At 71.5% G+C, this 20,438-nt stretch carries 15 protein-coding genes; 11 read left to right on the forward strand and 4 right to left on the reverse strand.

All coding sequences use genetic code 11. The features are described 5' to 3' along the window. Nucleotides 1–252 carry a hypothetical protein gene (locus ACFY3C_RS37620; protein ID WP_390774027.1) on the reverse strand — a complete coding sequence of 84 codons (252 nt, stop codon included), beginning with the start codon at nt 250–252 and terminating at the stop codon, nt 1–3. 175 nt (nt 253–427) lie between these two features. Here ACFY3C_RS37620 and miaA point away from each other — a divergent pair, with 175 nt between their 5' ends. From miaA to hflX, 6 genes are all read left to right on the forward strand, one after another. Beyond that, nucleotides 428–1,366, forward strand: coding sequence for a tRNA (adenosine(37)-N6)-dimethylallyltransferase MiaA (gene miaA, locus ACFY3C_RS37625; RefSeq protein WP_390774028.1), 939 nt, complete (start codon nt 428–430; stop codon nt 1,364–1,366). A gap of 108 nt (nt 1,367–1,474) precedes the next feature. After that, on the forward strand, nt 1,475–1,996 hold the full coding sequence (locus ACFY3C_RS37630) for a hypothetical protein (protein ID WP_386575956.1): 522 nt from the start codon (nt 1,475–1,477) through the stop codon (nt 1,994–1,996). Nucleotides 1,997–2,067: 71 nt separating this feature from the next. After that, nucleotides 2,068–2,967, forward strand: a complete 900-nt coding sequence (gene dapF, locus ACFY3C_RS37635; protein WP_386575931.1) for a diaminopimelate epimerase — start codon at nt 2,068–2,070, stop codon at nt 2,965–2,967. A gap of 282 nt (nt 2,968–3,249) precedes the next feature. After that, nucleotides 3,250–5,478, forward strand: a complete 2,229-nt coding sequence (locus ACFY3C_RS37640; RefSeq protein ID WP_386575930.1) for a RelA/SpoT family protein — start codon at nt 3,250–3,252, stop codon at nt 5,476–5,478. A 128-nt stretch (nt 5,479–5,606) separates the two neighbouring features. Beyond that, nucleotides 5,607–7,136, forward strand: coding sequence for a M1 family metallopeptidase (locus tag ACFY3C_RS37645; protein WP_390774029.1), 1,530 nt, complete (start codon nt 5,607–5,609; stop codon nt 7,134–7,136). A 131-nt stretch (nt 7,137–7,267) separates the two neighbouring features. Then, nucleotides 7,268–8,758 carry a GTPase HflX gene (gene hflX, locus ACFY3C_RS37650; RefSeq protein ID WP_386575928.1) on the forward strand — a complete coding sequence of 497 codons (1,491 nt, stop codon included), beginning with the start codon at nt 7,268–7,270 and terminating at the stop codon, nt 8,756–8,758. 66 nt (nt 8,759–8,824) lie between these two features. On the opposite strand, the gene ACFY3C_RS37655 is transcribed toward hflX, so the two are convergent. Next, complete coding sequence (locus tag ACFY3C_RS37655; protein WP_386575927.1) at nt 8,825–10,021, reverse strand: trypsin-like serine peptidase; 1,197 nt, start codon at nt 10,019–10,021, stop codon at nt 8,825–8,827. Nucleotides 10,022–10,156: 135 nt separating this feature from the next. Further along, on the reverse strand, nt 10,157–11,389 hold the full coding sequence (locus tag ACFY3C_RS37660; RefSeq protein WP_386575926.1) for a trypsin-like serine peptidase: 1,233 nt from the start codon (nt 11,387–11,389) through the stop codon (nt 10,157–10,159). A gap of 290 nt (nt 11,390–11,679) precedes the next feature. Here ACFY3C_RS37660 and ACFY3C_RS37665 point away from each other — a divergent pair, with 290 nt between their 5' ends. From ACFY3C_RS37665 to ACFY3C_RS37680, 4 genes are all read left to right on the forward strand, one after another. Next, entirely contained in the window at nt 11,680–13,152 is a 1,473-nt protein-coding gene (locus tag ACFY3C_RS37665; RefSeq protein WP_390774030.1) for a diaminobutyrate--2-oxoglutarate transaminase family protein, read from the forward strand. Nucleotides 13,153–13,313: 161 nt separating this feature from the next. Further along, entirely contained in the window at nt 13,314–15,260 is a 1,947-nt protein-coding gene (locus ACFY3C_RS37670; RefSeq protein WP_390774031.1) for an IucA/IucC family protein, read from the forward strand. A 66-nt stretch (nt 15,261–15,326) separates the two neighbouring features. Then, complete coding sequence (locus tag ACFY3C_RS37675) at nt 15,327–16,121, forward strand: GNAT family N-acetyltransferase (protein ID WP_390774032.1); 795 nt, start codon at nt 15,327–15,329, stop codon at nt 16,119–16,121. A 206-nt stretch (nt 16,122–16,327) separates the two neighbouring features. Next, on the forward strand, nt 16,328–18,304 hold the full coding sequence (locus tag ACFY3C_RS37680) for an ATP-dependent DNA helicase (RefSeq protein ID WP_390774033.1): 1,977 nt from the start codon (nt 16,328–16,330) through the stop codon (nt 18,302–18,304). A 141-nt stretch (nt 18,305–18,445) separates the two neighbouring features. Here ACFY3C_RS37680 and lexA read toward each other — a convergent pair whose 3' ends face one another. Continuing rightward, nucleotides 18,446–19,225, reverse strand: coding sequence for a transcriptional repressor LexA (lexA, locus tag ACFY3C_RS37685; protein WP_094216449.1), 780 nt, complete (start codon nt 19,223–19,225; stop codon nt 18,446–18,448). Nucleotides 19,226–19,798: 573 nt separating this feature from the next. On the opposite strand from lexA, the gene nrdR reads away from it, so the two are divergent. Continuing rightward, a complete protein-coding gene (nrdR, locus tag ACFY3C_RS37690) occupies nt 19,799–20,350 on the forward strand; it encodes a transcriptional regulator NrdR (RefSeq protein WP_386575955.1) in 552 nt (183 codons plus the stop codon). The last annotated feature ends 88 nt before the right edge of the window (nt 20,351–20,438 follow it).

Genomic DNA, 20,438 nt, shown 5'->3' on the forward strand with positions numbered 1-20,438 from the left:
TCATGTGCGGGCGCCCTCACCGGCCTCGCTGTCGGCGGCCTCGTCCGCGGACTGCTGCTTGGGGATCTCGGCGCTCTCGGCCGCGCCGGACTCGGCGGCCTTCGCCTCCGCCGCCTCGCCCTCGCGCCCGTCCTCGGTCGGCCCCTTCGCCTCCGCCTCGGCCGCTCCCGACTCGGTGCCGGTCTGCACCTCGTCGGGCGCCGCCTCCGGCGTCGCCTTCGACCTGCCGAAGAGCCGTGCAAAAACGCCCATATCCACTCCTTACGTTACTCGTGCGGGCGAAATCCCGCGTCACCCGGTGCGTCCGTTTGCGCCGCCCGGGTCACCGTGTCCGGTGACCGGCGGGCACCTCGGTGCAACGACGCGGGATGCGCACCGTCACGTAACTCGTTCGAGGCGTGGTCGTGAGGTTTGGGAGACTGGTGCGGTGAGCAGTGCATCTTCCGCCCCCCGCGTCATCGCCGTCGTCGGACCCACAGCGGCCGGAAAGTCCGATCTGGGCGTTTTCCTGGCCCAACGACTCGGCGGCGAGGTCGTCAACGCCGACTCCATGCAGCTCTACCGAGGGATGGACATCGGCACCGCCAAGCTGACGCCCGAGGAGCGCGGCGGCATCCCACACCACCTGCTGGACATCTGGGACGTGACGGTCACCGCCTCCGTCGCCGAGTACCAGAAGCTGGCCCGCGAGCGGATCGACGCCCTGCTCGCCGAGGGCCGCTGGCCGATCCTGGTCGGCGGCTCCGGCCTCTACGTCCGCGGAGCGGTCGACAACCTGGAGTTTCCCGGCACCGACCCGGTGGTCAGGGCCCGTCTGGAGGAGGAGCTGGTGCTGCGCGGCTCCGGGGCGTTGCACGCCCGCCTGGCCGCCGCCGACCCCGAGGCCGGCCGCGCGATCCTGCCCAGCAACGGCCGCCGTATCGTCCGCGCCCTGGAAGTGATCGAGATCACCGGGCAGCCCTTCACGGCCAACCTTCCCGGCCACGACTCCGTCTACGACACCGTCCAGATCGGCGTAGACGTCGCCCGCCCTGAACTCGACGAGCGCATCGCGCGCCGTGTCGACCGGATGTGGGAGGCGGGCCTCGTCGACGAGGTGCGCGCCCTGGAGGCGCAGGGGCTGCGCGAGGGCATCACGGCCTCGCGCGCGCTGGGCTACCAGCAGGTACTCGCTGCGCTCGCCGGGAACTGCACCGAAGCGGAAGCACGGGCCGAGACCGTACGCGCCACCAAGCGCTTCGCGCGCCGCCAGGATTCATGGTTCAGGCGCGACCCGCGGGTGCACTGGTTGAGCGGGGCCGCGGCGGACCGCGGGGAACTTCCGCGGCAGGCCCTGGCGTTGGTCGAACGACCGGTTACAGCCTGATCACGTGATGGCATCGGGATGCGCCGCCGGTCATCGGGGCGTGCGGCGCCGTGCCATCATCGTGCTTCGATCGACCAAGTGGAGTCCTAGTTGGGAGGGCGCGTGGCGATGGAGGCCGGCCCTCGCGACACCGCACAAAGTGCCGAGCACGTCACCACAGACGGTGACGAGCCGGACCAGCGCGAGGACTCCCTGACCGAGCTGACCGACCTGACCGACGACGGGCCCGACGAGACCCCGGGCGGCGTGACCGCCGACGGGCCGGCGCCCGAGGAGATGTACGCGAGCGGTCCGGAGGTCGAGGTCGAGCTGCGCCCGCAGCGGCGACTGCGCATCTGGCAGCTCGCGCCCATCGTGGCCCTGGCCGCGGGCGGCTCCCTGATGTTCGCCTTCCCGCTCGCCTTCGACTTCGGCGACAGCGGCGCGGTGATCGCCATGCTGGGCCTGCTGATCTGCTCCTGCGCAGCGGGCTGGGGCATGATGGCCGCCCGCCGAGTGGGCTACACCTGGCCGGGCCTCCCGGCCCGCGGCTCGGGCCGCCGCCCGGACTGGCGGGTGGTGCTCGGGTACATGCTGCTGGTGGCCGTCGTGGTCACCCTTGCCGTCTGGCGCGTGGCAAGGCTCCGCTGAGGCACCCGGTCCCGCCCCGTCGGTCCCCACCGACCCGCAGTTCGACCACGACCTTCCCTTACGATCGAGGAATGAGCACGCGCGCGCGGATCCCCTTCCTCAAGGGCCACGGCACCGAGAACGACTTCGTGATCGTCCCGGACCCCGAGAACACCCTCGACCTCACGCCGGAGGCCGTCGCCGCCCTGTGCGACCGCCGCGCCGGCATCGGCGGCGACGGGGTGCTGCACGTCGTACGGTCCGCCGCGCACCCGGAGGCCCGGGAGATGGCCGCCGAGGCGGAGTGGTTCATGGACTACCGCAACGGCGACGGCTCGATCGCGGAGATGTGCGGCAACGGCACCCGGGTGTTCGCCCGCTACCTCCGGCACGCCGGCCTCGTGGGCGAGGGCGACCTCGCGATCGCCACGCGCGCGGGTGTGAAGAGCGTGCACATCGCGAAGACTGCGCCCAACAGCGGCTCCGCCGCGGGTGACGTCACCATCGGCATGGGCAGGGCCCGCCTGCCCGAGGGCGAGGTCTCCGTGAGCGTCGGCGAGCGCAGCTGGCCCGCGCGCAACGTGAACATGGGCAACCCGCACGCCGTCGCCTTCGTCGAGGACCTCGCGCACGCGGGCGACCTGTACGCCCCGCCGCCGGTCAGCCCGGCCACCGCCTACCCGGACGGGGTCAACGTCGAGTTCGTCGTGGACCGCGGCCCGCGTCACGTCGCGATGCGCGTGCACGAGCGCGGCTCCGGCGAGACCCGCTCCTGCGGCACGGGCGCGTGCGCGGTCGCCGTGGCCACCGCCCGACGCGACGGCGCCGACCCGGCCGTCACCGGCACCCCGGCGACGTACACCGTGGACGTGCCCGGCGGACGCCTCGTCATCACCGAACGGCCCGACGGCGAGATCGAGATGACCGGACCCGCCGTGATCGTCGCCGAGGGCGAGATCGACGCCGAGTGGCTGGAAAACGCGCTCCGCTGACTGGGGAAAACCGTGCAGCGAGCGGCTCCTGACGCCGGGTTCGGTGATTTCCTGCGGCGGGGACCGTTCGAAACCGCGGCCGAGTGCAGGGCAGGTGACGCAAACTCTAAACCTCCTCGGCGTCGCTCAATTGGGTGATCCGTTTCACGCTCGGCGAGAGGCGGTCAGTCGCACGCGGTGGGCTCGGTAGCATCAAGCACCGGCACGGACGGGGGAACGTCGCCATCCCTGAGCCGCGCATGCCCTGGGCTCCGTCCGCCGGTCGACGAGCCGGAGGTGCCCATGAGTGCGGAGGCCACGAACCCTGCGACCCCTGGCCCGGTAGCGCCCACGGCGCCCACAGTGGCCCGCAGGAAGTCCCGGGCCCGGATCGACCTGCGCAGACTGGGCCGGGCCGCGCTGCTCGGCCCCGCCGTTCGCGGCAGGCTGCCCGACGCGATCAGCCACGTCGTGGACGCGCACCGCGCCCACCACCCCGACGCGGACCTCGAACCCCTGCGCCGCGCCTACGTCCTGGCCGAGTCCTCGCACCGCGGCCAGATGCGCAAGAGTGGCGAGCCGTACATCACGCACCCGCTCGCGGTGACCCTGATCCTCGCCGAACTCGGCGCCGAAACCACCACCTTGACGGCCTCTCTGCTCCACGACACCGTCGAGGACACCGATGTGACGCTGGACCAGGTGCGGGAACAGTTCGGCGAGGAGGTGCGTTACCTGGTCGACGGCGTCACGAAGCTGGAGAAGGTCGACTACGGAGCGGCCGCCGAGCCCGAGACCTTCCGCAAGATGCTTGTCGCCACGGGCAGCGACGTGCGCGTGATGTCGATCAAACTCGCCGACCGCCTGCACAACATGCGCACCCTCGGCGTGATGCGCCCCGAGAAACAGGCGCGGATCGCCAAGGTCACCCGCGACGTCCTCATCCCGCTCGCCGAACGCCTCGGCGTGCAGGCCCTGAAGACCGAACTGGAAGACCTCGTCTTCGCCATCCTCCACCCCGAGGAGTACGCACACACCCGGGAGCTGATCGCCGCGAACGCGGCCCGCACCGACGACCCCCTCGCGGAGATCGCCGACGAGGTCCGCGGAGTGCTGCGCGAGGCCGACATCCCGGCCGAAGTCCTCATCCGCCCCCGCCACTTCGTCTCCGTCCACCGCGTGGCCCGCAAGCGCGGAGAACTGCGCGGCGCCGACTTCGGCCGCCTCCTGGTGCTCGTGAACGAGGACGCGGACTGCTACGGCGTCCTCGGCGAACTGCACACCTGCATGACGCCGGTCGTCTCGGAGTTCAAGGACTTCATCGCCGTACCGAAGTTCAACCTCTACCAGTCCCTGCACACCGCGGTCGCCCGCGCGGACGGCCAGGTCGCCGAAGTCCTCATCCGCACCCATCAGATGCACAAGGTCGCCGAGGCCGGCGTGGTCGCCCTCGGCAACCCGTACGCACCCGGCTCCGACGACCCGGCCGACGGCGAGCGCGCCGACCCCACCCGTCCCGGCTGGCTCTCCCGCCTCCTCGACTGGCAGCAGGCCGCACCCGACCCGGACACCTTCTGGTCCACCCTGCGCGAGGACCTCGCCCAGGACCGCGAGATCACCGTCTTCCGGCCCGACGGCGGCACCCTGGGCCTGCCCGAGGGCGCCACCTGTGTGGACGCCGCCTACGCGCAGTACGGCGAGGACGCCCACGCCTGCATCGGCGCCCGCGTCAACGGCCGCCTGGCGACCCTCAGCACGGTCCTGAGGGACGGCGACACGGTCCAGCTCCTCATGGGCCAGGACCCGGCCTCCGAACCCTCCCGCGAGTGGCTGGAGCACGCCCACACCCCGGCCGCCCGCATCGCCATCCAGCGGTGGCTGGCCACGCACCCGGCCGCGGACGCGGAGGGCGGGGCCGAGGGGGCGGACGGGACCATCGCGGCCGCGGCGAGCGGCGCGGAGGGCGAGTCCGCCAGAGCCGGCGCGAGCACCGCGGGCACGGGAGGCGGCGCGGCCGCGGCGAGCCGTACGGCCGTCCGGTCCGCCGGGACCGACAGCGCCCCCGCGGGCCGCCCGCGCAGCGCCGACGTCCTGGCGGACCGCCCCGGGGCCGCCGTACGCCTCGCCGGGTGCTGCACGCCGGTACCGCCCGACGAGATCACCGGTTTCGCCGTACGTGGGGGAGTGGTGACCGTGCACCGCGTGGGATGTGCGGCGGTGGCGCACATGAAGAGCCGGGGGCGCGCGGAGATCGGTGTGCGCTGGGGCGACACCACCGCATGCCGGGTCACCCTGGTCGCTGAATCGTTCGGCCGCCCCCATCTGCTCGCCGATCTCACCGAGGCGATCGCCCTGCAGGGCGCCGAGATCGTCTCCGCGACCGTGGAACCGCCGAGCCAGCAGCGGGTGCGCCACACCTACACCCTGGAGCTGTCCGACGCGGCCCACCTCCCGGCCCTCATGCGCGCGATGCGCGACGTGGCCGGGGTGTACGACGTGAACAGGGCCCAGCACCAGGCGCCGGCTTCCTGAAGCGCCAACGGGCGTCCCGAGGGAAGCGCCGCCGGGCTTCCTGAGAAAGGCGCTCCGGACCAACCCGTTCGGGTGGGCCGGGCGCGCGTCGCCGCCGTGGCGCTCGCGCGCGCTGGTAGCGGTGTTGCATGCCGCTCACCCCCCGCCCGCGCGCGAACCACCGGCCCCTGCGCCGCCGGACGGCTGCCCTGCTCGCCTCCGCCGTCTCCGGCTGCCTCCTCGCCGCCGCCGCACCCGCCCAGCCTCTGGGCGTCGGTGACCGCCTCTTCCCGTACCTGGGCAACCCCGGATACGACGTGGCGTCGTACGACCTGTCCTTCACCTATCCCGGCTCCAACGACAAGCCGCTCCAGGCCGTCACCACGATCGACGCCCGGACGACCACCGACCTGGACCGCGTCAACCTCGACTTCGCGCACGGCAAGGTCGCCTCCGTCGAGGTCGACGGCCGCCGCGCCGGCTTCACCGGCACCGGCGAGGACCTGGTCGTCACACCGGACCGCCCCCTGCACGAGGGGCACTGGACACGGATCGTCGTGAAGCACACCAGCGATCCCGTCGTCGGCAAGGACGGGGACGGCGGCTGGGTGCGTACCTCCGACGGCCTCGCCATGGCCAACCAGGCCGACGCCGCCCACCTGGTCTTCCCGTGCAACGACCACCCGTCCGACAAGGCGATGTTCACCATCCACGTCACCGCCCCGAACGGGTACACCGCCGTCGCCAACGGCGTACCGGCCGGAGCGAACCGGGTCGGCACCACCACCACCTGGACCTACCGCACCGAGCACCCCATGGCCACCGAACTCACCCAGGTGTCCATCGGCCGCTCCGCCGTCCTGCACCGCGAGGGACCGCACGGGCTGCCGGTCCGGGACGTCGTGCCCAGCGCCGACCGCAAGGAACTCGAACCCTGGCTCGCGAAGACGCCCGACCAGATCGCCTGGATGGAGAGCAAGGTCGGCACGTACCCGTTCGAGACGTACGGCGTGCTCATGGCACAGGCCTCCACTGGATTCGAACTGGAGACGCAGACCCTCTCGCTCTTCGAGAAACGCCTGTTCACCGAGCCCGACTACCCCAAGTGGTACCTCGAGTCGATCATGGTGCACGAGCTGTCCCACCAGTGGTTCGGCGACAGCGTCAGCCCGCGCACCTGGTCCGACGTCTGGCTGAACGAGGGCCACGCCACCTGGTACGAGTCCCTCTACGCGGACGAGAAGGCGCACAAGCCCATGGAGGACCGGATGAAGGCCGCCTACAGCGTCTCCGACAGCTGGCGCGCCTCCGGCGGCCCGCCCGCCCGGCCCAAGCCGCCCGCGCCCGGCCAGAAGATCGGCATCTTCCGACCCAACGTCTACGACGGCGCCGCGCTCGCCCTCTACGCCCTGCGCCAGGAGATCGGCGTACAGGCCTTCGAGCGCCTGGAGAAGCTGTGGGTCAAGCAGTACCGGGACTCCGCCGCCACCACCGCCGACTTCGTCCGCCTCGCCTCGACCGTCGCCGGCCGAGACCTGAGCGGATTCCTCAAGGACTGGCTTTACGGCGAGAAGACCCCGCCGATGCCCGGCCACCCGGACTGGAAGAGCATGAAGCCGGGAAAGGACGCCAAGAACACCGAAGGCGCCCGGCACAGCAAGGGCCCGGCCCGGAAATAAGGCGGTGACGAGACGGGCCGTACCGTGCGACCATCTTCAGGTCGGCGCGGCACGGACACGGGAATCTCCCGGGGTGCCCACGCGTTCTCACAATGACCGCCGACCGGCATTCGCATCGACGTAAGGATCCAATGACCTCCTCTTCTTCCCCTTCCCAGGACACCAAGCGCCTCGCGCACGACTATCCCGAAGGTCTTCGGGCCGATGCCCTGATGGAAGAGGACGTCGCCTGGAGCCACGAGATCGACGGCGAGCGCGACGGCGACCAGTTCGACCGCTCCGAACGCGCGGCGCTGCGCCGTGTGGCGGGCCTCTCCACCGAGCTCGAGGACGTCACCGAGGTCGAGTACCGACAGCTCCGCCTGGAGCGGGTCGTGCTCGTCGGGGTGTGGACCACGGGAACCGCACAGGACGCGGACAACTCCCTCGCGGAGCTGGCCGCCCTCGCCGAGACCGCGGGCGCGCTCGTGCTCGACGGCGTGATCCAGCGCCGCGACAAGCCCGACGCGGCCACCTACATCGGCTCCGGCAAGGCGCTGGAGCTGCGCGACATCGTCCTCGAAACGGGCGCCGACACCGTCATCTGCGACGGTGAGCTGAGCCCGGGCCAGCTGATCCAGCTCGAGGACGTCGTCAAGGTCAAGGTCATCGACCGTACGGCCCTGATCCTCGACATCTTCGCCCAGCACGCCAAGTCCCGAGAGGGCAAGGCGCAGGTCGCGCTCGCGCAGATGCAGTACATGCTGCCGAGGCTCCGAGGCTGGGGTCAGTCGCTGTCCCGCCAGATGGGTGGCGGTCGCGGCGGCCTCGCCACCCGTGGCCCCGGTGAGACCAAGATCGAGACCGACCGGCGACGGATCCGCGAGAAGATGGCGAAGATGCGCCGGGAGATCGCGGAGATGAAGACCGGCCGCGAGATCAAGCGCCAGGAGCGCCGGCGCCACAAGGTGCCGTCCGTCGCCATCGCGGGCTACACCAACGCCGGTAAGTCCTCCCTGCTCAACCGCCTCACCGGCGCGGGCGTCCTGGTCGAGAACGCCCTGTTCGCGACCCTGGACCCGACCGTCCGCCGCGCGGAGACCCCGAGCGGCCGCCTGTACACCCTGGCCGACACCGTCGGCTTCGTCCGGCACCTGCCGCACCACCTGGTCGAGGCGTTCCGCTCCACCATGGAGGAGGTCGGCGACTCCGACCTGATCCTGCACGTGGTGGACGGCTCGCATCCGGCCCCGGAGGAGCAGCTCGCCGCCGTGCGCGAGGTGATCCGGGACGTCGGCGCCACCGACGTACCCGAGATCGTCGTGATCAACAAGGCGGACGCGGCCGACCCGCTGGTGCTCCAGCGGCTGCTGCGCGTCGAGAAGCGCTCCATCGCGGTCTCGGCCCGCACCGGCCAGGGCCTCGAGGAGCTGCTCGCGCTGATCGACACCGACCTGCCGCGGCCGTCGGTCGAGGTAGAGGCGCTCGTGCCGTACACGCACGGCAAGCTCGTCGCCCGCGCCCACACCGAGGGCGAGGTGATCTCCGAGGAGCACACCGCGGAGGGCACCCTGCTCAAGGTCCGGGTGCACGAGGAACTCGCGGCCGACCTCGCGCCGTACGTTCCGGCGCAGCTCGCCTGAGCCTCCCAGCACAGCCGGAAGGCCCGCCCCCTCGCGCGAGGGAGCGGGCCTTTTGCCGTGTCCGGGTCACCGACCGCCGTACGTCTTGCTCATGTTCTCGTAGAGGGCCTGCGCCTCCTGGCCCAGCTGCGGGCCGGCGAGCCAGGTGTTGTTCGTCGGGCCGATCGACGTGTTCGAGACCAGCTCCGTCTTGCCGTTCACCACACGGAACCAGCCGCCGCCGGAGGAGCCGCCGGTCATGGTGCAGCCGATCCGGTACATCGTCGGCAGCGACGAGCTGAGCGACAGCCGGCCGGGCCGGTCGAGGCACTTGAACATCTTCAGCCCGTTGAACGGCGGCGCCGCCGGGTAGCCCCAGGCGCCCATGGTCGCCACCTCGGTCGCGGACGGCGCCGAGAAGTCGACGTCGAGGGCCGCCCCGACCGTCTCCTCCAGCGACTTCGCCCCGGACTCGGGCTTCACATGCAGCACCGAGTAGTCGTACGCCGCACCCGCGCCGCCCGTCTCCGAGCCTCCCTGGATCCACTCGTTCGAGGTCGAGGCCCAGTCCGCCCACCAGGTGCCGTACGGGGCGACCTCCGAGGTCGTCGCGTTCGCCAGCTCCGACTCCGGCTTGCCGAGGTCGTTGTACGACGGCACGAAGGCGATGTTGCGGTACCAGCCGCCCTCCTTGCCGGCGTGCACGCAGTGGCCCGCCGTCCACACCAGGTTGGACTTGCCCGGGTGGTTGACGTCCTTGATCACCGTGCCGGAGCAGACCATGTGGCCCTCGGGCGAGTCGAAGAAGACCTTGCCCACGGGGGCCGCGTTCCGGTGGTACGGCGTCTTCTCCGCCACGGCCCGGACCGGCTGCGGCTCCGGGTCGCTGACGCCCTGGTCGGCGGCGGCGTCCTTGGTGGACAGCGTCTTGTTGGCCTCCTTGGCGGACTTCATCCGCTCCGGCTTCCACAGACCCTGGATCACCGGGTTGACGAAGTCCTTGGCCTCACTGAGCCACTTGTCCTTGTCCCAGTTCTTCCAGCCGCCGTTCTGCCACTTGTCGACATCGATGCCGTGCTTCTCGAGCTTGTCCTTGATGTCGTCCGGGATGTGGACCTTGCCGTCGTCGGTGGCCTGGGAAGCGCCGGCGCCGGCCTGGCTGCCCGCCTTGTCGTCGTCGGAGCCGTTGCAGGCCGTGGCCGTGAGCGCAAGGGCGGCGACCAGGCCGGTCGCGGCGAGGACGGTACGGCGACGGCCCGTCGAGGACCTACGTGCGGAACGCATTGGTGCGATAACCCCCGTTGAAGCTTTTGATGACATCCCACTATGCCCGTGGAACTGGGGACGGACGGCGGCGAGACGGTGAAGGTTCCTGTCAGACGCCTGGCCGCCGCCCATGCCAGGGCTGTGCCCGCGGACCTACCGCCCGGCGAACTTCTTGCTGACCGAGTCGTACACGCCCTTGGCCACCTCACCCAGGCGGGGACCCGCCAGCCAGCCCGAAGTCACCGGGCCGATGGACGTGTTGGACACCAGGGCCGGCTTGCCGTCCGCGCCCGTCTCCACCCAGCCGCCGCCGGAGGAGCCACCGGTCATCGTGCAGCCGATGCGGTACATCGTCGGGTCCGGCTTGCTGATCGACAGCCGGCCCGGCTTGTCCTGGCACTGGTACGCCAGCTGACCGTCGAACGGAGCCGCCGCCGGGTAGCCGGTCGCCGTGATGCTCCGCACCTTCGGCACGGCAGGGGCGTTGAAGTTCACCGGGAGCGCGCCGCCAACCGTCTCCTCCAACGACTTGCCGGCGTTGCCCTGCTCCGGCGTCACATGGATCACGGAGAAGTCGTAGGAGGCACCGTTGCCGCCGGTCGCACCGCCCTGGTCGATCCACTGCTGCGAGGTCTTCGCCCCGTCGGCCCACCAGACGCCGTACGGCGCGACCTCTTCCCTGCTGGCGTTCTGCAGCTGGTCGGCCGACTTGGCCGCGTTGTTGTACGACGGCACGAAGGCGATGTTGCGGTACCAGCCGCCGTTCTTGCCGGCGTGCACGCAGTGGCCCGCCGTCCAGATGAGGTTGGACTTGCCCGGGTGCGCCGGGTCCTGCACGACCGTCGCCGAGCAGACCATGGTGCCCTCGGGGGAGTCGAAGAAGACCTTGCCCGACGTGGCCGCGTTGGTGTGGTACGGCGGCCGGACCGCCTGCGCCTTCACCGGCGCCGGGGTCGGGTCCGTCACGCCCTGGTCACCGGAGATGTCGTTGTCGTCGACGCCCTTGTCCTTGTCGGGGTCGTTGGCGCCCCGCATCCGGTCCGGGTCCCACAGGCCCTTGATGATCGGGTTGATGAAGTCGTTGGCCTCGCGCAGCCAGTCGTCCCTGTCCCAGTTCTTCCAGGCGCCGTTCTTCCACTTGTCGATGTCGAACCCGTGCTCTTTGAGCTTTTCCTTGATGTCGTCCGGGATCTGGATCTTTCCGTCGTCGGTCCCGTTCGCCGTCGCACTGGCGGTCGGCTTGCCGTCGGCGTGGTCGTCGCCGTTGCAGGCGGTGGCGGTCAGCGCCAGCGCCGAAGCGAGGGCGACCGTCGCCAGCACGGGGGATGTTCTGCGGGACGCGCCCCTCCCGCGGCGAACGGTGAACGACGGCCGTATGGATCGCATGCTCTTGACTCCCCCTGCTGTAAAGGAATTCGGCGCTTCGGCCACGGCACCGGCCAGGAACTCATGGGGAGTTCATGACGGTCTCACGGCCTTCTGGGAACGGGACCACACACTATGCGCTCGCTGTGGGGGACTTCCGACGGAAGCGCAACAGTTCCGTCACGGCAAGGATCTTGAGGCAACCCGTAACCCGCAGGCCCGTGAGCTGTTGGTAGCGGTGGGGGTCCTGCTGCCTGTGCCCGGTCCCCGTGGATCAACTCGCCTCTGGACAGCGGGGAGGACAGCGAGCCGTGGCCGTGACCGAATCGGTGGCTGAAGGGGCGCACGGAGGAGCGCGTGCCGTGCACGAGGGGATCCTCAGGCGCCAGTCGGCGCGTGAGTCCGCGGCGCGCACCTACGCACGGGCCCTGCCCATCGTGCCCGTGCGGGCCCGGGGACTGACCATCGAAGGCGCCGACGGCCGCCGCTACCTGGACTGCCTCTCCGGCGCCGGAACCCTCGCCCTCGGTCACAATCACCCGGTCGTGCTGGAAGCCATCCGCCGCGTCCTCGAATCCGGCGCCCCGCTCTCCGTCCTCGACCTGGCGACCCCCGTCAAGGACGCCTTCACCACCGAGCTGTTCCGCACCCTGCCGCCCGGACTCGCCGACCGCGCCCGCGTCCAGTTCTGCGGACCGGCCGGCACCGACGCGGTCGAGGCCGCCTTCAAACTGGTCCGGGCCGCGACCGGGCGCACCGGCATGCTCGCCTTCACCGGCGCCTACCACGGCATGACCTCCGGAGCCCTGGCCGCCTCCGGCGGCGCGGGCGACGTACGGGTCGCCCGCCTGCCCTACCCACAGGACTACCGCTGCCCCTTCGGCGTGGGCGGCCCGTCCGGCGCCGAACTCGCCGCCCGCTGGACCGAGTCCCTCCTCGACGATCCCAAGTCGGGCGTGCCGCTGCCCGCCGGGATGATCCTTGAACCCGTCCAGGGCGAGGGCGGGGTGATCCCGGCCCCGGACGACTGGCTGCGCCGCATGCGGCAGATCACGGCCGACCGGTCCGTCCCGCTGATCGCCGACGAGATCCAGACCGGCGTCGGCCGCACCGGCGCCTTCTGGGGCGTCGGGCACAGCGGTGTCACGCCCGACGTCATGGTCCTGTCCAAGGCCATCGGCGGCAGCCTCCCGCTGGCCGTGGTCGTCTACCGCGACGACCTCGACGTCTGGCAGCCCGGCGCCCACGCGGGCACCTTCCGCGGCAACCAGCTCGCCATGGCCGCGGGCACCGCCACGCTGGCCCACGTCCGCGAGAACGGCCTCGCCGAGCGGGCCGCCACCCTCGGCTCCCGGATGCTGTCCCAACTGTGCGAGCTCCAGACGGAGTTCCCCTGCGTCGGGGACGTCCGGGGCCGCGGCCTGATGATCGGCGTCGAACTGGTGGATCCGGAGGGCGAGGGGACGGGGCCGGGTGAACCCCCAGGCGCCGGCGACCACCACGTCACCATGAGCGGGCTGGAACCCACCCGCACGCCTCGCCCCGCCGACCCCGAACTCGCCGCGGTCGTCCAGCGCGAGTGCCTCGACCGCGGCCTCATCGTGGAGCTGGGCGGCCGCCACGACAGTGTCGTACGGCTCCTTCCGCCGCTGACCATCAGTGACGAGCAGGCGGCAGCCGTGCTGGACCGCCTCGCCGACGCGGTGGCCGCCGCGGCCCGCCATCAGCAGGACCGCAGCCGCCGCCAGGGCCGGCAGGACGGCCCTGCCCAGGGCGCCGGCTAGAAACCGCACACCGGCGCCCGCACCGCCGAAGCCACAGAGCCCGACACGGCCCGCACCACACCCCCTCGCCACCAGGACGCCCCACCGACCACGGCACGACGACCGAGCGGGCCCGACCGAACGAGAACAGTCCCGCCCCAGACCACCCCCGAGGAGCCGTCTTGAACGCCACCCCCACACCCGACGGCAGGTCCGGCAGCCCGGACGACCAGGGGGACTCCGGCACCCAGCCCTCTCCGGTGCCGCTCGCCGAGTCGGTTCCCCCGCAGAAGAGGCGAACCCCGGACGGCACGCGTGCGGGAGAGGTGGGCGCCGATCCGCTGGACGACCCCGACCCCCGCACCGCGGCCCAGGCCGCCGCCGTGGAGAACCTTCTGCGCTGCTGGGTACGGGAGACGAACCTCGCCGCACCCGCGACCAACACCCTGCGCCTTCCGCTGCCCAGCAGCGGCACCGCCCTGATCGCACCGATCCGCCACTGGTCCCCGACGGGTTGGCACCGCTTCGGGCCACCTCGTCTCGCCGGCGCCCCCGAAACGGCCCCACCGGTCGACGCGGTCGCCCTCGCAGCTCTGCTCGCCAGGGAGACACCCGGGGACAGGGAGGGCAGAGGCACCTCGAAGCCCACGGCCCCCCACGACGGCGCCGACCTGGTCGCCAGGGTGGCCGACTCCCTGCGCCGCACCGCGATCTTCATCCGTGACCGCCGCGCACACCCGGCGGACGGCCCCGACCTGTTCCTCGGCGCCGAGCAGGCCCTTCTCCTCGGACACCCCCTGCACCCGACCCCGAAGAGCCGGGAGGGCCTGACCGAGGCCGAGGCCCGGCTGTACTCGCCGGAGCTGCGCGGATCCTTCCCCCTGCACTGGATGGCTGTCGCCCCCTCTCTGCTCGCGACCGACTCGGCCTGGACCGAGCGCGGCCGTCCCGTCCCCGCCGACCACCTCACCCAACGACTCGCCGGGACCGCCCTGCCGCTGCCCGACGGATACTGCGCCCTGCCCCTGCACCCCTGGCAGGCGCGCGAGATCCGGCACCGTGAACCGGTCGCCGCCCTGCTCGACTCCGGCGCACTCCGCGACCTCGGACCGCTCGGCTCCGACTGGCACCCCACCTCCTCCGTACGCACCGTCCACCAGTCCGGCGCCCCGGCGATGCTCAAGCTGTCGCTGGGCCTGCGCATCACCAACTCCCGTCGCGAGAACCTGCGCAAGGAGCTCCATCGCGGAGTCGAGGTGCACCGACTGCTGCGCAGCGGCCTGTTCAAGCAGTGGCAGGCCGTGCACCCCGGCTTCGACATCGTCCGCGACCCGGCCTGGCTCGCCGTCGACGACCCGGACGGCCGCCCTGTGCCTGGCCTCGACGTCGTGATCAGGCACAACCCGTTCGCCCCGGCCGACGACGTCGGCTGCGTCGCCGGTCTCGTCTCGGCCCGGCCCCTTCCCGAACCCGGCACCAACGCCGCACCGGTGCACGGCCCCTGGCCCCACCGGTCCCGACTGGCCCAGCTCGTCACACGGCTGTCCGCCCACACCGGCCGTCCCGTCGGAGCCGTCGCCGCGGAGTGGTTCCTGCGCTACCTCGAACAGGTCGTCCGGCCCGTGCTGTGGCTGGACAGCGAGGCCGGCATCGCCCTCGAGGCCCACCAGCAGAACACGCTGCTCCTGCTCGACCGCGACGGCTGGCCCGCCGGCGGCCGCTACCGCGACAACCAGGGCTACTACTTCCGCGAGTCCCGGCGAGCCGACCTCGATGCCCGGCTGCCCGGCATCGGCGAGCCCAGCGACACGTTCGTCTCGGACGAGGTCACCGACGAACGCTTCGCGTACTACCTCGCCATCAACAACGTGCTCGGCCTGATCGGCGCGTTCGGCTCCCAGCGCCTCGCCGACGAGCGACTGCTCCTCGCGGCGTTCCGCCGCTTCCTCGCCGACGTCGCCTCGGGCCCCGTCGCCCCGCGCTCCTCGCTGCCCGGCCTCCTGCTCGACTCACCCGTCCTGCGCTGCAAGGCCAACCTGCTGACCAGGTTGCACGGCCTCGACGAACTCGTCGGCCCGGTCGACACCCAGTCCGTCTACGTCACCATCGCCAACCCCCTTCACTCCTGAACGAACCGCACCGTCTTCCGTCATCTCCGAGGGCCATCCCCCTTCGTCTCCTGAGAGGAGCGCTCCGTGCCTCCCACCGACGCGAGCGCCGGCACCGGCCCCGGCTCCGTCCCCCTCCACCCGGGCAGCGCCGCGCCCTGGGACATCCAGGGCACCGGGGACGCGGTGGCCTGGGACAAGAGCGCCGGGGACACCGCGTCCTTCGGGGACGGCGAGGACACGCTGGACCTGCGCCTGCCCGACGAGTTCGTCACCCAGTTCGTCGCGCCGCGCCTAGCCGACGGCCTGGACGACCTGCTCGACCACATCCCCGGCTGGGGGCCGACCCCCACACCCGTGGGCATGTTCCAGCTGGTGCCGGTGCGTCTCGAACACGACCTACCGCTTGTCCGGCGCTGGATGAACGACCCCGCCGTCGCCCCGTTCTGGGACCTGGCCGGGTCCCACAACAAGACGGAGAGCCACCTGCGCGCCCAGATCGACGGCGACGGACGCAGCACTCCCTGCCTGGGCGTGCTGGACGGCACCCCCATGAGCTACTGGGAGATCTACCGGGCGGACCTGGACCCACTGGCCCGCCACTACGCGGCCCGTCCGCACGACACCGGGATCCACCTCCTCATCGGCGGCGCCGCCGACCGAGGGCGCGGACTGGGATCCGCCCTGCTCAGAGCCGTGGCCGATCTGGTCCTCGACCGGCGCCCCGCCTGCGCTCGTGTCGTCGCGGAGCCCGATCTGAGCAACACCCCCTCCGTGGCCGCCTTCCTGAGCGCAGGCTTTCGGTTCGCGGCCGAGGTCGACCTGCCCGGCAAGCGGGCCGCCCTCATGATCCGGGACCGAGTCCTGCGCGGTCTGATGTAACGCCACGTGACGGCACGTTCACATGTTGTACGTCCGGCGGGCCGCTGTGGTTCCCGCTCGCCCGGAACCAATTTCGGAGCCCGCCGAACGAGCCGCCCGCCCCCGCCCCGATCCCGTCCCGTCCCAGGAGCCCCGGCCGTGATCCCACCCCTCGTACCAGCCTTGATCGCCCGTTTGTCAGTGCCGGGCCGTAGGGTGGTCGGGCTATGACGAAGCCCTCACTCCCCGAACTCCTGCATGCCGCTGTCGCAGCCGTCAGCGGCACGGAGCGCCCCGGCCAGGTGACCATGGCCGAATCGGTCGCCGAGGCGATCGACGACGGATCCCATCTGCTGGTCCAGGCCGGCACCGGCACCGGAAAGTCGCTGGGCTATCTCGTGCCCGCGCTCGCGCACGGGGAGCGTGTGGTCGTCGCCACGGCCACACTCGCGCTGCAACGCCAGCTCGTGGAACGGGACCTGCCCCGCACCGTCGACGCCCTGCACCCGCTGCTGCGCCGCCGCCCGGAGTTCGCCATGCTCAAGGGCAGGTCGAACTACCTGTGCCTGCACCGCCTGCACGAGGGCGTGCCGCAGGACGAGGAGGACGGACTCTTCGACCAGTTCGAGGCCGCCGCGCCCACCAGCAAGCTGGGCCAGGACCTGCTGCGCCTGCGAGACTGGGCCGACGAGACCGAGACCGGCGACCGGGACGACCTCACGCCGGGCGTCTCCGACCGTGCCTGGTCCCAGGTGTCGGTGTCCTCGCGCGAGTGCCTGGGCGCGTCGAAGTGTGCCTACGGCGCCGAGTGCTTCGCGGAGATGGCCCGCGAGCGGGCCAAGCTCGCCGAGGTCGTCGTCACGAACCACGCGCTCCTGGCCATCGACGCCATCGAGGGCGCCCCGGTACTCCCGCAGCACGAGGTGCTGATCGTCGACGAGGCGCACGAGCTGGTCTCCCGCGTGACCGGCGTCGCCACCGGCGAACTCACGCCCGGCCAGGTCAACCGTGCCGTGCGCCGAGCCGCCAAACTCGTCAATGAGAAGGCCGCCGACCAGCTCCAGACCGCCGCCGAGGGCTTCGAGCGGCTGATGGAGCTGGCCCTGCCGGGCCGTCTGGAGGAGATCCCGGAAGATCTCGGCTATGCCCTGACGGCGCTGCGGGACGCGGCCCGCACGGTCATCTCCGCGATCGGTGCGACCCGTGACAAGTCCGTCCAGGACGAGGACGCGGTCCGCAAGCAGGCACTGGCCTCGGTGGAGACGGTCCACGACGTGGCGGAGCGGGTCCTGAACGGCTCCGAGTGGGACGTCGTCTGGTACGAGCGCCACGACCGGTTCGGCGCCTCCCTGTGTGTCGCCCCCATGTCGGTCTCCGGGCTGCTCAGGGAGAAGCTCTTCGCCGATCGCAGCGTCGTCCTCGCCTCGGCGACCCTCAAGCTGGGCGGCGACTTCAACGGTGTGGGTGCCTCCCTGGGGCTGGGTCCCGAGGGCGTGGAGGGCGAGGATCTCCCGGCCTGGAAGGGCATCGACGTCGGCTCGCCCTTCGACTACCGCAAGCAGGGCATCCTCTATGTCGCCAAGCACCTCGCCCGCCCTGCGCGGGACGGCGAGCGCACCGACATGCTCGACGAGCTGACCGAGCTGATCCAGGCGGCCGGTGGCCGCACCCTCGGACTGTTCTCGTCGATGCGGGCCGCCCAGCTCGCCGCCGAGGAGCTGCGCTCCCGGATCCCCGAGTTCCCGATCCTGCTCCAGGGCGAGGAGACCCTCGGCGAGCTGATCAAGAACTTCGCGGCCGACCCCAGGACCTGCCTCTTCGGCACGCTGTCGCTGTGGCAGGGCGTCGACGTCCCGGGCCCCAGCTGTCAGCTGGTCGTCATGGACAAGATCCCGTTCCCGCGCCCCGACGACCCGCTGATGAGCGCCCGCCAGAAGGCGGTGGAGGAAGCGGGCGGCAACGGCTTCATGGCGGTGGCCGCGACGCACGCGGCCCTGCTCATGGCCCAGGGCGCCGGCCGCCTCGTACGGGCCTCCGGGGACCGCGGTGTGGTCGCCGTACTCGACCAGCGGCTCGCAACCGCGCGGTACGGCGGCTACCTCAAGGCCTCACTGCCCGACTTCTGGTTCACCACGGACCGCAACCAGGTGCGCAGGTCGCTCGCGGCGATCGACGCGGCCGCGAAGCAGACGGAAGCCCAGTGAACCTCTCCCACCTGGACCGATAGGACCAGGTGGGCTGCACGGCGGCTCTGGGCGGAGCCGAACGCACAGGGCCCCGGAACCGGCGCAGGGGTCCCGGGGCCCGGTCAGGGAGCGGGCCGCCCGGCCCGTCCGCCGCAGCGGTCACACGCGCCGCAGCACGGCGACGACCTTGCCGAGGATGGTCGCGTCGTCGCCGGGGATCGGCTCGTAGGCCGAGTTGTGCGGGAGGAGCCAGACGTGGCCGTCCTCGCGCTTGAAGCGCTTGACGGTGGCCTCGCCCTCGAGCATGGCCGCCACGATGTCGCCGTTCTCGGCGACCGGCTGGCGGCGGACGGTGACCCAGTCGCCGTCACAGATCGCGGCCTCGATCATGGAGTCGCCGACGACCTTGAGGACGAACAGTTCGCCGTCACCGACGAGCTGCCGGGGGAGCGGGAACACGTCCTCGACCGACTCCTCCGCGAGGATCGGGCCACCGGCGGCGATGCGGCCGACCAGCGGGACGTACGACGCCGCGGGCTTGCCGGCGGTGTCCGTGGGCTGCACGGTCACGGCCTGGTCGGAGCCGCGCACCTCGTAGGCGCGCGGGCGGTGCGGGTCGCGGCGCAGGAAGCCCTTGCGCTCCAGCGCCATCAGCTGGTGCGCGACCGAGGACGTGCTGGAGAGCCCGACGGCCTGGCCGATCTCGCGCATCGACGGCGGGTAACCGCGCCGCTGCACGGAGTCCCTGATGACCTCGATCACCCGGCGCTGCCGGTCGGTGAGTCCGGAGCTGTCCGCCCGGATGCCTGGAGGTCGGCCCGGCAGGGAGCGCTTGTGCCCCTCAGGATTCGTGGCTTCGTTCATCGCATGTACCGGCTCGACTCGGCCCTGGGAGCGGTCCTGGGCAGTGATGGTGGCACTGTCTGCGGTGGTGGTCACGTCGGCCCCTCTCGATGGTCTCCCTGCTGGACAACGGTAGTTGCTTTCGAAAGGTTGCGCCAAACACACGTTCGAGTGAAAAAGTGCGATTCACCTGGCGCGATCATGTGTCCGGGTGTATGGCTAACGCGACCTCTGGCCGACTCCGGCCGACAAAAGCGCCCATTGTTGTACGCTTCACCGCCGGGGTGGATCACCTCGTGGGTTGCTTCCCCAGTCTGCCACCCGGAACCCCGTCAACCGGGATCCGGGTCCCTTCTGTGCCGGAGTCCTACGCGTCCTCCGTGCGGCGCCCACGCTATCTCCGCAAGTGTCCTGGCGGTACGTCCGCGCGCGCGTGTTTTCACAGGTGGCGGGGTGGCTGGGCCGTACGGGTGTGTACGTCCGCGACACGCGCGAGCTGTCGATGTATCAGCCAATCCCCACATCTAGTGGTTGGATTGCTACAGCAGCCCACAAGTTGTGGTCCCCCGGGTCTGAGAGGCCTCCGCGATCGCCTATGCTTGGGGCTGCTTCGAGAGGCCCCTGAGGCCTCTGGGGGCTGTTTAGTCTGCTGTGAGGAGGGAGGAGATCATGCACTGCCCCTTCTGCAGGCACCCCGACAGCCGCGTGGTCGACAGTCGTACGACCGACGACGGCACGTCGATCCGCAGGCGCCGCCAGTGCCCGGACTGCTCCCGTCGTTTCACGACCGTGGAGACGTGTTCGCTCATGGTGGTCAAGCGGTCCGGAGTCACCGAGCCATTCAGCCGTACCAAGGTCATCAACGGCGTGCGCAAGGCATGCCAGGGGAGGCCGGTCACCGAGGACGCACTCGCCCAGCTGGGTCAGCGGGTCGAGGAGGCGGTGCGGGCCACCGGAAGCGCCGAGCTGACCACCCACGACGTGGGCCTGGCCATACTCGGCCCGTTGCAGGAGCTCGACCTCGTCGCCTATCTGCGATTCGCCTCCGTCTACCGGGCGTTCGACTCGCTCGAGGACTTCGAGGCCGCCATTGCGGAGCTGAGGGAAGCGACGCGGGGCCCCGCCGCGGACGACGAAGACGCGGGAGCGGGGAGCCAGGAAGACGATCGCGGGCCCGGCGGGAGCACCCAGGTCCCCGTGCCCGCCCACGCCGCCGACTGACCGGCGGGCCGGAACCCGACGGAGACCCGGGTTCCGGCCGGGAGGCGGCGATCCAAGACCTGTTGTGGGTGGATCTGAGGGTGCCCGC

It is taken from the genome of Streptomyces sp. NPDC001410, assembly GCF_042895235.1.
Taxonomy (GTDB): Bacteria; Actinomycetota; Actinomycetes; order Streptomycetales; family Streptomycetaceae; genus Streptomyces.